The organism is Deltaproteobacteria bacterium HGW-Deltaproteobacteria-18 (assembly GCA_002841885.1).
Taxonomy (GTDB): Bacteria; Desulfobacterota; Desulfovibrionia; order Desulfovibrionales; family Desulfomicrobiaceae; genus Desulfomicrobium.
This window is the reverse complement of the sequence record PHBE01000002.1, coordinates 332,186-345,100: the sequence shown is the minus strand read 5'-3', so window position 1 is coordinate 345,100 and position 12,915 is coordinate 332,186. Positions and strand designations below refer to the sequence as shown.

The 12,915-nt window shown below is 63.0% G+C and carries 10 protein-coding genes and 1 other RNA gene; 1 reads left to right on the top strand and 10 read right to left on the bottom strand.

From position 1 onward, the window contains the following. Positions 1–68 precede the first annotated feature (68 nt). From CVU60_02985 to CVU60_02960, 6 genes are all read right to left on the bottom strand, one after another. Positions 69–1,538 carry a cysteine--tRNA ligase gene (locus CVU60_02985; protein ID PKN43335.1) on the bottom strand — a complete coding sequence of 490 codons (1,470 nt, stop codon included), beginning with the start codon at positions 1,536–1,538 and terminating at the stop codon, positions 69–71. 2 nt (positions 1,539–1,540) lie between these two features. Continuing rightward, on the bottom strand, positions 1,541–3,001 hold the full coding sequence (locus CVU60_02980; GenBank protein PKN43334.1) for a glutamate--tRNA ligase: 1,461 nt from the start codon (positions 2,999–3,001) through the stop codon (positions 1,541–1,543). Then, positions 2,998–4,188, bottom strand: coding sequence for a bifunctional 2-C-methyl-D-erythritol 4-phosphate cytidylyltransferase/2-C-methyl-D-erythritol 2,4-cyclodiphosphate synthase (locus CVU60_02975; protein PKN43333.1), 1,191 nt, complete (start codon positions 4,186–4,188; stop codon positions 2,998–3,000). The genes CVU60_02980 and CVU60_02975 overlap by 4 nt, the downstream gene beginning before the upstream one ends. Before the next feature lie 7 nt (positions 4,189–4,195). Continuing rightward, positions 4,196–4,552, bottom strand: an RNA gene (gene rnpB / locus CVU60_02970) — RNase P RNA component class A. Between the two features lie 8 nt (positions 4,553–4,560). Continuing rightward, complete coding sequence (locus tag CVU60_02965) at positions 4,561–5,292, bottom strand: hypothetical protein (GenBank protein PKN43332.1); 732 nt, start codon at positions 5,290–5,292, stop codon at positions 4,561–4,563. A gap of 54 nt (positions 5,293–5,346) precedes the next feature. After that, positions 5,347–6,597 carry a hypothetical protein gene (locus tag CVU60_02960; protein PKN43331.1) on the bottom strand — a complete coding sequence of 417 codons (1,251 nt, stop codon included), beginning with the start codon at positions 6,595–6,597 and terminating at the stop codon, positions 5,347–5,349. Between the two features lie 202 nt (positions 6,598–6,799). Here CVU60_02960 and CVU60_02955 point away from each other — a divergent pair, with 202 nt between their 5' ends. Continuing rightward, on the top strand, positions 6,800–7,156 hold the full coding sequence (locus CVU60_02955; GenBank protein ID PKN43330.1) for a hypothetical protein: 357 nt from the start codon (positions 6,800–6,802) through the stop codon (positions 7,154–7,156). A 164-nt stretch (positions 7,157–7,320) separates the two neighbouring features. Here the strand turns inward: CVU60_02955 and CVU60_02950 are convergent, their stop codons facing one another. The 4 genes from CVU60_02950 to CVU60_02935 all read right to left on the bottom strand — a co-directional run bounded on the left by CVU60_02950 (position 7,321) and on the right by CVU60_02935 (position 12,827). Further along, entirely contained in the window at positions 7,321–9,657 is a 2,337-nt protein-coding gene (locus CVU60_02950; GenBank protein ID PKN43329.1) for an SLC13 family permease, read from the bottom strand. Between the two features lie 363 nt (positions 9,658–10,020). Next, positions 10,021–11,127, bottom strand: a complete 1,107-nt coding sequence (gene hisC, locus CVU60_02945) for a histidinol-phosphate transaminase (protein ID PKN43328.1) — start codon at positions 11,125–11,127, stop codon at positions 10,021–10,023. Beyond that, positions 11,114–12,415: a hypothetical protein gene (locus CVU60_02940; GenBank protein ID PKN43327.1), complete on the bottom strand. Its 1,302-nt coding sequence runs from the start codon at positions 12,413–12,415 to the stop codon at positions 11,114–11,116. The genes hisC and CVU60_02940 overlap by 14 nt, the downstream gene beginning before the upstream one ends. 82 nt (positions 12,416–12,497) lie before the next feature. Further along, positions 12,498–12,827 (bottom strand): anti-sigma factor antagonist, encoded by a 330-nt coding sequence (locus CVU60_02935; protein PKN43326.1) that lies wholly within the window; start codon positions 12,825–12,827, stop codon positions 12,498–12,500. Positions 12,828–12,915: the final 88 nt, after the last annotated feature.

Below are 12,915 nucleotides of genomic sequence, written 5' to 3'. Positions count from 1 at the left end.
AAAGGCCGCATTGCGCGGCCTTTCGTCGTTTTACGTGTCCGGCTTAAAGGCAAGCGGGAGTCAGAGCCTTATTTTTCAGCGCATTCCACATCCCACTCAACGCCCTGGGCCGTGTCCTGAATGGTCACTCCCAGCGTGAGTAGTTCGTCGCGGATGGCGTCGGAGCGGGCAAAATCCTTGGCCGCACGCGCTTCCTTGCGTTCCTGCAACTTGGCCTGGACCAGGTCGGTGTCAATTTTCTTGCGCAGCACCCGGCTTTGCTTGAGTTGGGTCAGGAAATCGTTGCTCGGCATGAGGAAAAGGCCGAGCACCTCGCCCCAGCGTTCGAACAGCTTGAGGGCATGCCGGATCATGTCACGGCCTTCTTCGGATTTCTTGAGGGCCTTGTCTTCCAGGATGCGGTTGACGATCTTCATCAGCACGAAGATATGCCCCAGGGCCGCGGCCGTGTTCATGTCATCAGCCATGGACTCGTCCCACTTGGCTTCCAGAGCGGTGGCCTCGATCACGACTTCTGCCGGAAGAGGCGTGGCGGTCCACTTGGTGCCGGCTACGTGCGCTTCGGCGGCGGCCTTGGTCAGATAGATCCGCTTCAGGGCGCGCTCGGATTCCTCGAGCGCGTCGGCGGTGTAGTCCAGGGGGCTGCGGTAATGCTTGGTGATGAGGAAGAAGCGCAGCACCTCGGGCAGGTAGTTGGCCAGAATGTCGCGGATGGTCACGAAATTATTGAGAGATTTCGACATTTTCTCAGAATTGATCTGTACGAACCCGTTGTGCACCCAGTAGCGCACGAACTGCTTGTCCGTGGCGGCCTCGGTCTGGGCGCGTTCGTTTTCGTGGTGCGGGAAGGCCAGGTCCTGTCCGCCGCCGTGGATATCAAACGGCAGGGGCAGATAGCGCTCGCTCATGGCCGAGCACTCGATATGCCAGCCCGGACGTCCCGGTCCCCAGGGGCTGGGCCAGGACGGTTCGCCGGGTTTGGCGCCCTTCCACAGGGCGAAATCAAGAGGATCCTCTTTTTTCTCGCCAGGCTCGATGCGCGCTCCGGACATCAGATCCTCGATGTTCCGGCCGGAAAGCTTGCCGTAATCGCCGTAGGAGCGAACCCGGAAATAGACGTCGCCGCTCGGTGTCGAGTAAGCGTGCCCTTTGGCGATGAGATTTTCACAGAGCTTGATCATCTCCGTTATGTGCTCGGTGGCCTTGGGTTCGATGTCGGCCCGCAGGATGCCGAGGCGGTCCATGTCGGTGTAGAAGGCATCGATGTATGTGTTGGCGATGGTCTCGAAATCCGTGTCCTCGCGGTTGGCGCGATTGATGATCTTGTCGTCCACATCGGTGAAGTTGCGCACAAAGGTGACCTGCATGCCGATGTAGCGCAGGTAGCGGACCAGAACGTCGAAGACCACGGCCGAGCGTGCGTGTCCGATGTGACAGTAGTCATAGGCGGTGATGCCGCAGACATACATGGACACATGGCCGGGTTTGAGCGGGACGAATTCCTCTTTTTTTCTGGTAAGGCTATTGTAGATCTGCATGCTCATTCCTTGTGGTTGCAATGGGAAAATATGTTCAGCACGGTTTGGGTGCGCTCCCTGATCAGGCCTGCCGGCAAGAGCGTGAGCAGAGTGGCAAGCTCCGGGCCGTTTTCGCCGCCGGTCAGGGCCAGCCGTATGGGATGGTAGAGCTGGCGGCCTTTGACTTTGGCTTCTTCGCTTGTGCGGCGCAACACGGCGCTGGCAGCATCCTTTTCCAGACGTGCGTCCGGAGCGTGCGCGGACATGACCTGATCAAGCGCGGCCAGCACCGGCAGGTTCGCGGCCAGCTCGGTCAGGGCCCCCGGGGTGAAGCGGGTCTCTTTTTCCGTGACCAGAGGCAGCAGGGCGCACAGTTCATGCAGGTTGGCAGCGTTTTCGCGCAGGCTTTCAAGCAGATGCAAGCGTACTTGCGGGTCGAACTCGTGCCACGCGTTATCGGCAGGCAAGGATTCATCGACGTGACGGACCTGATCTGCAGGATCCGCCGTCCGGAACACTCGCGCGCTGAGAGCCTTCAGTTCATCGAAGCTCATGATCGCGTTGCCCCGGCCCAGTGCGAAGGGGTTGAAGGCCTGGGCCATCTCGTCAAGTGACGTGAAAAGATTCTTGGTCGGCAGAGCTCCGGACAGGGACGCCAGATACTGGACCACGGCCTGGGGTTCAAGGCCCATTTCCATGCACTCGGGGATGCTTAGAGCGCCGCTGCGCTTGGAGAGCTTCTTGCCGTCCGTGTCCATGAGCAGGCCGTGATGGGCGAAAGCCGGGGCGGTGAGCCGCAGGGCATCGTAGAGCAGGAGCTGGCGGGCCGTGTTGGTCAGATGATCCTCGCCGCGCAGCACCAGATTGACGCCCATGTCCGCGTCGTCGACGACCACGGCCAGGTTGTAGCTTGGCCAGCCGTTCGAGCGCAGCAGCACGAAGTCGCCAAAGGCGCCCGCCGGAAGGCAGATCTGGCCCTTGATGAGGTCTTTGAAGCTGACCTCCGGCTTTTCAGGCAGGCAAAAGCGCATGGCGTGGGCGTCGCCCCGGTCCAGTCTGTCGGCGCGCTCCTCGCGTGACATGCGGGCGCAACGGCCGCTGTAGCGGGGAGGGAGATTTTTGGCTGCGGCTTCCTTGCGGTCCTGCTCCAGTTCGGCATCGGTGCAGAAGCAGGGGTAGGCCCGGTCTTCGGCCACCAGGGCGTCCACGGCGCTCCGGTAGAGATCGAGGCGCAGGCTCTGGTGGCGCACAGGTTCATCGGGCACAAGCCCGAGCCAGGACATGGACCACAGGATGGCGGCTTCAGCGGCAAAGGAGGAGCGCTCCTGATCCGTGTCCTCGAGGCGCAACAGAAATTTTCCGCCGCTTTGCTTCGCCAGCAGGTGATTGAGGATGGCCGTGCGCACGTTGCCAAGATGCAGCCCCCCCGTGGGACTGGGAGCGAAGCGGGTGACAAAGGGCCCGCCGGTCTTGAAATTGCTCATGCCTGCTTCCTTGTCGCAGTCACCACGGCCACAGCCTTGATTCCTTCCTTGCGGCCGGTGAAACCCAGGTGCTCTTCCGTGGTCGCCTTGACGTTGACCTGCTGGTCGCAAAGCTCAAGCATCCGCGCCACGTTGCTGCGGATGGCTTCCTTGTGCGGAGCCAGACGGGGGATCTGGGCGATGACGGTCAGGTCGACATGGGTGATGCAAAGCCCCAGGGAGCGCGCCTTGTCCATGACCTCCGAGAGCAGGATGCCGGAGGAGATGTTCTCGAAGCGATCGTCGCTGTCCGGAAAATGTTCGCCGATATCCCCAAGGCCCAGGCAGCCGAGGATGGCGTCACAGAGGGCGTGCAGGAGCACGTCGCCATCGGAGTGGGCCTTGACGAAAGGGGCTCCGGCGATGGGCATGCCGCCCAGCACCATGGGCCGGTTGCCGCCATAGGCGTGCACGTCGTAGCCGAAGCCGGTGCAGGGCACAGGCAGGGGAGCGGGAGTGGCAAGCACGCGCAGGTCCTCCGGGGTTGTGATCTTCAGGTTGGCGGTTTCGCCGGGCACGATCCGGACGCGGTATCCCGCGCGTTCGATCATGCTGGCGTCGTCCGTGACGGCCCAGTCTTCTTCCAGAGCCTGCTCATGAACCTGCCGCAGCAGACTGGCCGGAAAGAGCTGCGGCGTCTGGACCGCGCGCAAGGATTCGCGCGGAAGCGTGGCCAGGACAAGGTCGCTTTCGACCTGCTTGATCGTGTCCGTGACAGGAATGGCGGGGATGACTCCACGGATTTCGTCGGTCAATCCGCACAGGAGAGTCTGCACCAGGGCGGGCGAGAAAAAGGGGCGCGCGCTGTCGTGTACAAGTACCCGGCTGCAATCCCGAGGCAATGCGGCCAGACCCAGGCGCACGGAATCCTGGCGTCTGTCGCCGCCGGCGGTGATCAGGATGCGGACCCCGGGGTCCGCGATGTTCTTGAGGTTTTCCAGTTCGGCGGAGCGCTGCTCCAGTTCCTGGGGCGGAAAAACGAGGACCACGCCCGCAAGTTCAGGGATCGCGGACATGGTCAGAACGCTGCGCCAATAGAGGGGGTGTCCCTCATGGTGCAGAAACTGTTTGCGTGTGCCGCCCGTGGAGGAGGCCAGACGCGAACCCTGGCCCGCAGCCAGGATTATGGTCCAAAGTGAGTGTGTCATTGTAAAAATACGGAGCCGGACGATAAGCCGGATTCTGTGCCCGTTGCCGGGCGGCTGTCATTCCTCTAGGGCGGCGGTTGCCCGCCGTCTCCAGCAACCTACCCGAAGGGTCGTGACCGGGCCGGTCACCTTCCTATTTGGTCTTGCACCGGATGGGGTTTACCTAGCTTGCCACGTCACCGCGACAACTGGTGGGCTCTTACCCCACCTTTTCACCCTTACCCGGACATAAAGCCCGGGCGGTTTGTTTCTGTGGCACTGTCCCGGGGTCACCCCCGCTGGACGTTATCCAGCATCCTGCCCTGTGGTGTCCGGACTTTCCTCTCCCGGCCTTGCGGCCGGCAGCGACAGCCTGTCCGGCTCCGCAAAAAATCAATCATTACCCGAGAAATGACGCTCCCAGAAAATGATGCGCAAGCAGTTGGGGCAGCTTAAAATCTGCTCCCCTTTCTGCAGGTCGATGAAGGCCTGGGGCGGGATGACGACATGACAGCCCAGACACACGCCTTCGCTGACCGGCACGATGACGGGATTCGGGATGCGGTCGCGGATGAAATTGTAGCGGGTCAGGATGGGCGTGGGAACAGCCTCGGAAGCCTTATTCTTTTCCTTTTCGAGGATTGCGATACGGGCGCGCTTTTCGGCCAGTTCCTGGTCCAGAGTGGACTGCTGGGCGGTGATGGTCTCTCCCAGGCTGTCGATGTCACCCTGCAGGGCCTCCTTGCGACCATCGAGGTCGGAAAGGTCCGCAAGAAGATTGGCACGCTCTTCCTCGCGGGAGCGGTTCATCTTCTCCATGGTGTCCATCTCACGCATCATGGCGTGATATTCCTTGGTGTTCTCGACCATCATGAGCTTGTTCTTGCTCTTCTTGACCTTCTGGGTGTCGCTCTCGATCTCACCCTCAAGGCGGCTCTTCTGCTCCATCAGCACGTCGACCTTTTCCTGGATCACGTCCTGCTGCTGTTTGAGATAGGCCTGCTTTTCCTGCAGGCTACGCAGCTGCTTGGGCGCCTCTTCGAGGATGCGCTCCAGGGTGATCATCTCCGAATCCACTTTCTGCAGCACGACCAGCTGCTCGATCTGTTCCATATAAATACTCAAGGTAGCATCCTCCTCAAAAGCGTATCAATTTTCCGGGGTTCTTCCCGGGAAGATTCAGGCAAAGGGATTGCGCCCCGGCAGAAAGACCACTTTGACTCCCTCGGGTGAGAGTTCGCGGTCCAGGTTCTGGCTCCAGGTGCGCATCATGGTCTCTTCAAGGCAAAAATGACCGACGTCTATGGTCAGGCCGATGTCCTGCACGGCTTGGGCCTGATGATATTTGACATCTCCGGTCAGGTAGACGTCCGCGCCTTTGGCGAAGGCGGCCGGTCCAAGGTCCGCTCCGGATCCGGGGCAATAGGCTACCCGGGTGACGGTTCCCGGAACCTGACCCGCCATGCGCGACAGCGGCAGTCCGAGGGCGGTCAGACGCGCTGAAAATTCATCCCAGCCCAGGGTTTTGGGCAACGTTCCGATGCATCCGAAACCGTATTCGCGGATCGGCGCGGCAAGGGCCAATTCCTGCCAGGGCGTCCCAGTTTCCAGCTTGGCCTTGAAAGCGGCGCTTTCTTCCGGCCAGAGGAGGTATTCCTCCATTTGTGCGCCCCGGCCGGTGGAGGAGCCCGCAAAATCCCGGACACGTTCCTGCATGGCCGGATCGGCAAGGCGCAGGAGGCTCGGCGTTTCGCGGCGGGTCACCTCGAGAATGCGCATGTCCTGCATCTCGATGGCGCGTCCCAACCAGTTGACCGGCCCATGCGGATTGGCGTCCAGGGAGGTGTGCGCGCTGTAAAGCCACATGGAATTCCTGAGGCTCAGTCTCAGCACCTCGTGGTAGTCATCAAGGCGGCTCGGCAGTTTGGGCGCAAGGCTCAGCGGGTGGTGACAGAGCAGAAAATCCGCTCCGTGCTCCACCGCCTGACGCACTGTCTCGACACTGGGGTCCAGGGCCACGCACAAGGTCCCGACCTCGGTGGCGGCTGAGGCGACCTGTACGCCGCATTTGTCCCAGGACGCTGCCAGATGCAGCGGGGCCGTGGATTCGATGCGGGAAATCAGATTCGAGGGATGCATGGAGCTCCGTAGGGCAACCGGGTCATTGTGCCATCCAGCCGAAAAGCCCAATGGGCCGGTCCGGTGGACAGGGAAAGTTGCAAACTTAGTAACCAGTCCCCGTGATGTCAATGCGGTGCACAACGAAAAAGGCTCAGGCCTTGCGTGGCCGGAGCCTTGAGTCGTCGGGAACTCTGTCTTCTGGCGCACCCTTGAAAACCAGCCGGATCTTGCGCATGTTCCGATTTTCAATAACGGCATGCTGCGTGGTCCGCCCCAAGCAGGCGCGCCCGGGAGCGGAACCTTGAGCATAGGGCGGCCTGGAAGTCAACGATTCTTGGGGAGAATGTCACGGCGGCGAGCTGCGTGCGCGCTCCGATTGAACGCGAATCGGGGATGATCACCCTTGGTGGCCTCTGTGTGAGGCGGCGGAGGTTGGACAACCTTCCCGTTTAAAGCCATATTCGACCTCAAGATGTTCAAGGGATGAAACTAGTTGTAACGGAGGGAAGAAATGAAAATCATGCTGACGGGAATCCTGCTTGCAGTGTCATTGGTTGCTGTGGGCTGCTCCGGCGAGCCGTCCGAGGCCGACATCCGGTCTGCCTTTGAGAAGGATATGGCCAAGACCGCCCAAAGCCTCGACGAGGCCGGAAAGCTGTTCGGCGGTGCGGGCAAGGCGCTTACGGACTCGCTGGGGAAAACGCAGCTTCATGCCGTCAAGAAGATCGGCTGCACGGAGGCAAAGGACGCTCCCGGTTTTGTTTGCGATGTCGAAGTTGACATGACCGTCCCCATTGCCGGGCGCTCCAAGGAAATGACGACTGTGCGTTTCGTGAAGGGTCCCGACGGCTGGGTGGTGATGCAGTAAGCGTGAGCGCCTTCCTGCGATCATTGGACGTACACCATTATTATTCTTGAGCCCGGCGTGAGGTTTAAGCGGCTTTGCGCAAGCAGGCCGTCCGGTCCTGAGAGATCCGGAAGACTAAATCGTGGCGAAACAGGGAGCGGCCTGGCCGTTTGTGCCGGGCGGCTTCACGCCGGCCACAGGATGGGCAGCAGCCAGACCGACACGGCCATGACCACGAGGGTCAGCGGTGTCCCGATCTTTACGTAGTCCATGAACCTGTATCCGCCGGGTCCCATCACCAGCAGGTGGGCCGGGTGCGAAAGGGGGCTCGCGAAGCTTGCCGACGCGGCCATGGCCACGGTCATCATCAGCAGCTGCGGTGAAATGCCCAGTGATGAGGCTGCGCCGAGGGCCACCGGCGCCATGAGCACCACCAGAGCCGCCGTGGGGATGACCTGCGTGCCGAGCACCGTCACCGCGAAGAGCGTCGCCACGACCCAGCGCGGGCCCAGGTCGCCGACCATGCCGATGAGCGCCGCCGCCCCCATCTGGGCCGCCCCGGTATTCTCGATGGCCATGCCGAGCGGAAGCATGCCTGCGATGAGGAAAATCACTTTCCATTCAATGGAATGGTAGGCCTCCTCCATGGTCAGGCAACCGCCGACGACCATGGCCGCCACTCCGGTCAGGGCCGCGATGGAGATGGGTACGAAGCCCAGGATGGCGCTCAGGAGCACGGTCGCCATGATCAGGGCGGCCAGGGGGGCCTTGTGCAGGCGTGGCGCCTGTGCCGCTTCCTGGTCCAGGACGAGGAAGTCTTCGTCACGGGCCACTGCCTCCAGGCTCTGGCGCGGGCCGTAAACCAGCAGCGCATCGCCGAACTGCAGGGGCATGTCCTGCAGGCCCGAGCGGCACGCCCGTCCCTTGCGCAGCACGGCCAGAACGCTCAGCCCGTAATGGTCGCGGAAGAGCAGATCGTTCAGGGTCTTTCCGGCCAGGGTCGTGCGGGGCGAGAGCAGCACCTCGGCCATGCCGATCTGCTGGGATTCCAGTTCAGCCGCCAGTTGCGAGGACTGGTCGGAAATTTCCAGATCCTGCAGGCCTTCAAAGACATCAATGTCCCGCGCCAAACCCTGGACCACGAGCAGGTCGCCGGGCTGGACCGTTTCTTCCGGGGCGGGCAGGCAGGTCACGCTCCCTTCTCGCACCAGACCCACCACCGTCAGGCCGAATGCGTTGCCCAGGCGGCTTTCCACCAGGTTGCGCCCGGCCAGTACCGACCCTTCCGGCACCCGGACGGAGCAGAGGCTGAGCAGTTCGCAGACCGACGCATCGGCCGGTCCCTTCGTCAGCGGCTCCGCAAGTTCGACAAGGTTCGTCTCCGTCAGGTCTTCAAGGGCCTTTTGTTCGCCCTGGAGCACGAGGCCGTCCCCCTCCTCGAAACGGTGGCGGCGGACTTCACGCAGGCATTCGCCTGCGGGGGAGCCCAGGGCCAGCACATGCACGTGATGATCCCGTCGCAGCCCGCTTTCGGCCAGGCTGCGCCCGATGAGCGGAGATCCCTTGCCGATGCGGACCGAGGCCGTGCCCAGGCGCCCCGTGATCTCGGCGGTTTCGGGCCCGGGCTGTTCGACCTGCAGATGCCTGCTGCCGTGAAACTGGCTGACCTGGTCCGACTGACCGTGGACGATGATGATGTCTCCGGCATGCAGCGTTTCCTGTGCCCGGGGGGAGAGAATCAGTTCACCGGCGCGTTGCAGACCGACCACCGTCAAATAGAGGGCCGAGCCCAGGCGGCTTTCGGTCAGGCTGCGCCCCACCAAAGTCGACGTTGACGGGACTTCGATGGTGAAGATGTGCGATCCGATCTCGTAGGCGGATTCGATGCCGTTTTTATCGGTCCCGGATGCGGCACCCTTGGGCAGTAGTCGTTTGCCCACAATGACCATGAAAGCGATGCCGGCCAGGACCAAGGCCCCGGTGATGGGGGTGAAATCGAAAATCTTGAAGGGCGTCAGCCCGGCGGAGCGCAGGGCCCCTGTGGCCAGAATGTTGGGTGGCGTGGAGATGCCCGTGAAGGGTCCGCCGAGCAGGCAGCCGAGCGCCATGGGCATGAGCAGGCGCGCAGGCGGCAGGCCGCTGCGGCGGGCCAGGTCCATGGTCGCGGGCAGCAGGATGACGGCCACGCTGGTGGTGTTGATGAGGGCCGAAAGGAGGGCGGCCGCAGCCATAAGGACTACGATCAGCAGGGCTTCACCCTTGCGTGCGAAGAGCTGCAGTGGCTGACCGATGCGGTAGGCCACGCCTGTGCGGCTCAGACCGGCCGAAAGAATGAACATGGCCAGCACTGTTATGACAGCCGGGCTGCTGAACCCGGCCACGGCCTCCTCCGGCGAGACCAGACCGGTCAGGGCCAGGGCGGCGAGAACCATGATCCCGACCAGATCCGCAGGCACCCAGCCGCCGATGAAAAGGACCAAGGCGGCAAGTACGATGAAGAGGAGAATGAAGAGGGACAGCATGGTCTGTGAGAACTCCGTGAGGCTGGTGAAATCGGTGTCGCCGACGGCGCATGCCCAGGTTGCAGAAAGATGGGCAGGGCCAGCTTTCCACGCTCAAAGGTTAACATGGCGTGGGACGGCTGACGGGGTCAAGCAGGAAAATGCCCAAAAAAATTCATTTCGGACTTCCGATCCGGCGCGAAGGGCACAGGGTATTGTTGAGCACTGTGGTGAGGCGGTTTGGAGGTTGAGGTGCGATCCCGCTGCGGCAGAATGGTGTGCAGGATGGAGATTCAAATTGATCCGCAGGCTGTGGGCAAGGGATGCCGGATGCCGAGCCGCTTCAGGTCCTTTCGCGTCCCTGTCGACCCGGCATCTGTTCTCTCAGGCGCGAAGCACGTCGCGCAGGGCCGCGCAGAACTCCTCCATCACGTCTTCCTGAGCCATGCTGACCCTGATCCAGCCCGGGAAGCGAAAGCCCGTCATGGTGCGGATCATGACCCCCTTGGCCATGAGCTTGCGGTAAAGCAGGGTGTCGGAGGCAGGAACGCGGATCATGACGAAGTTCCCCTCGCCGCACTGACAGGTCAGGTCCAGCTCCCCGCACAGGGCCAGGACTTTTTTCTTGCCCGCAGCGACCATGGCGCGGGTGGTGGCGATGAAGGGGGCGTCGTTTTCCATGGCCGCGGCTGCGGCCTGCTGGGCGAGGGCGTTGACCGAATAGACCACGTGGGTGCGGCGGATGATGTCGACCACTGCCGGGGAGCTGCACAGGTAGCCGATGCGCAGCGCCGCCAGGGCGTACATCTTTGAGAAGGTGCGGAAGACCACCAGGTTGGGGTAGCGCTCCAGCAGTTTCATGCCGTCCGGGAAGCCTGCCTGCTCCACGAATTCGTAGTACGCCTCGTCCAGGACGACGATCTGCCGGCCGTCCACGGCGTCCAGGAAACGGCGCAGGGTGGCCGTGTCCCACCATGTGCCCGTGGGGTTGTTGGGGTTGCAGACGAAGAGGATCTTGGTGCGATCGTCGCGGGCGGCGAGCATGGCGTCGGGGTCGAACCCGAAATCCCTGAGGGGGATGAGCCTGGCCTCTATGCCCGAAAACTCGGCCACCCACTCGTACACGGCAAAGGTCCTGTCGGCCGTGACGATGTTGTCTCCCTCGGCGCAAAATGCCTTGATGACGCTGGAAATGACCTCGCACGAGCCGTTGCCGACCAGAAACTGGTCCGGCGACTTGGCGAAGCGCGCGGCCAGGATCTGGCGCAGGGCGTAGGCATCGCCGCTGGGGTAGATGGGCGTCAGACGGGGAGGGAACCCCTGGACGATGCGGGCGGCCTCGGGCGGCGGGCCCAGGGGGTTCTCGTTGTTGTTGAGCCGGTGCAGGCGGTCGACCCGGAAGAGGCGCATCAGCTCCTGGTCGGGTTTGCTCGGCGTATAGACCTCGAAGCTCCGGACGTGGGCCGGTACCAGTCGTTCAAGATCCAGCATGCTGCAGCACCATCACGTCCGCCTGTCCCGCATGGGGGAGCAGGACGCGGGGTTGGAAGCCGTTCTCCAGCAGGGCCGGGGCCAGAGCCGCCTGCCAGCCGTGGGCCAGGTCGAGGTGGACCAGGATGTTGCGGTACCCTTCGCCTGTGAGCAGCTGGACGTGCCCGCGCACGGTGGCGGAGGCGTCGGCCCCGGCGAGCATGGGGATGAGCAGCGCCTGGCTGGCCTCGGGCTGGATGGACGTGGCGAAGACCGAGCGCCCGGCCACCTGCTCGCCCTGGTGCGAGACGAGGTGGATGTCGCGCATGAGGAAGAGTTGCTCGTACGCCGTGCGCAGAAAGCCTTCCAGTTCCGGATGGGTCCAGACCGCCAAGCCGTTGTCCTCGCGCATGCCCCGATACCAGATCGGCATGGGGCTGGGCGTGCCGTCGGCCGCGAACAGGGGCAGGGTTCCCAGCAGCTCGACATCCTCCCGGGGCAGGTCTTTCGTGGGCAGCTGGCTCAGTATGGCAGAGACGGGAGTCCGGGCCACGGCGCCGACGAGATGCTCCGTCAGCCCGTGCGCTACGGCAGCCCTTTCAAAGGTGAAGACATACGGCCCGCAGAAGGACACGCTGGTGGCGGAGGGCGAGTCCCAGGTCATGAAGCCGCACACATTTCCACCCTGGTCCAGTGCGAGGGACCCGGAAAGTTCCCCTCCCAGAATCTGGTCGACCACCTTGCCAGGGGTCCTGAACGCCCGCGGAACGATGCCTTCGGGGTAGAGAGCCGCTGCCAGGGCGCAGGCCTCCTTGATACGGCTCGGGTCGAGGGCAGGCTGGAACAGCACTTCTCCCCGGGGCGCGAAGCGTTCGGCTTTGCGCGCCTCCAGGTCTGGATAGGAGCGGTCCTGGCGCAGGCGCAGGGTCACGTTCGCGCCGTCACGGCGCACATCCAGGCCGTCGCTCATGCGCGCGGCCAGAAGCAGGCCCATGGCCTGCAGGTTCTCCTTGGCGCAGTCGGCTCCGCAGGCGGTGATGTTCATGGCCCACAGGTCGGCATCTCTGGCCGCAAAGGAAAATGTCGTGTCGACATGGCTGGCGCCGGGCGTCAGGTTCAGCTCCAGGGGAGCCTGCGGCGTCAGTTCGGCAAGGTAGGCCAGGATTTCTTCCACGGCCATGGTCACGCGCAGGGCCTTGCCATGATCCAGGCCGAAAACCGTGCCGCACTGTTCGGCCAGGCCCTGGACCATGGGAATCCAGGCCGGGTCCGCGTGCAGGCGCAGGGTTATGGTCCGTTGGTCGGTCATGTTTGTTCTTCCTTGGGCAGGGCGAAGCAGGCCCTGAATTCGTTCATGTCGGCGCTCCGGCGGTAGGTGTATTCGCCGGCCATCAGCCCTCGAGCGCTTCGGCTGCCGAAGCGTGAATCCGGAACAGCTTCAGGAAGCCCGAAACCCTGAAAACCTCGTCCACCATGCAGGACAGGCCGCAGAAGGCGAGGCCTCCGCCGGAGGCCTTGAGCTTTTTGACGGAGGACAGAATGCTGCGCAGTCCGGCGGAACTGATGTACTCGAGGCCGCCCAGGTCCACGACGAGGCTCGCGTGTCCCTGTGCGAGCAACTCCATGCAGGCGGCCTCGAAGCGGGGTGCCGAGACGGCGTCCATTCGTCCGGTGCAGGTCAGCAGGGCTTTGGTTTCGACGATCCGGGTTTCAATATTCATGGGTTCTCCTTGGGATGGAAGTCACTGCGTTGCGGCTCCGAGATACCGTACCGCGAGCATGGCGATGTCGCCGGACTGCTTCGCGCCT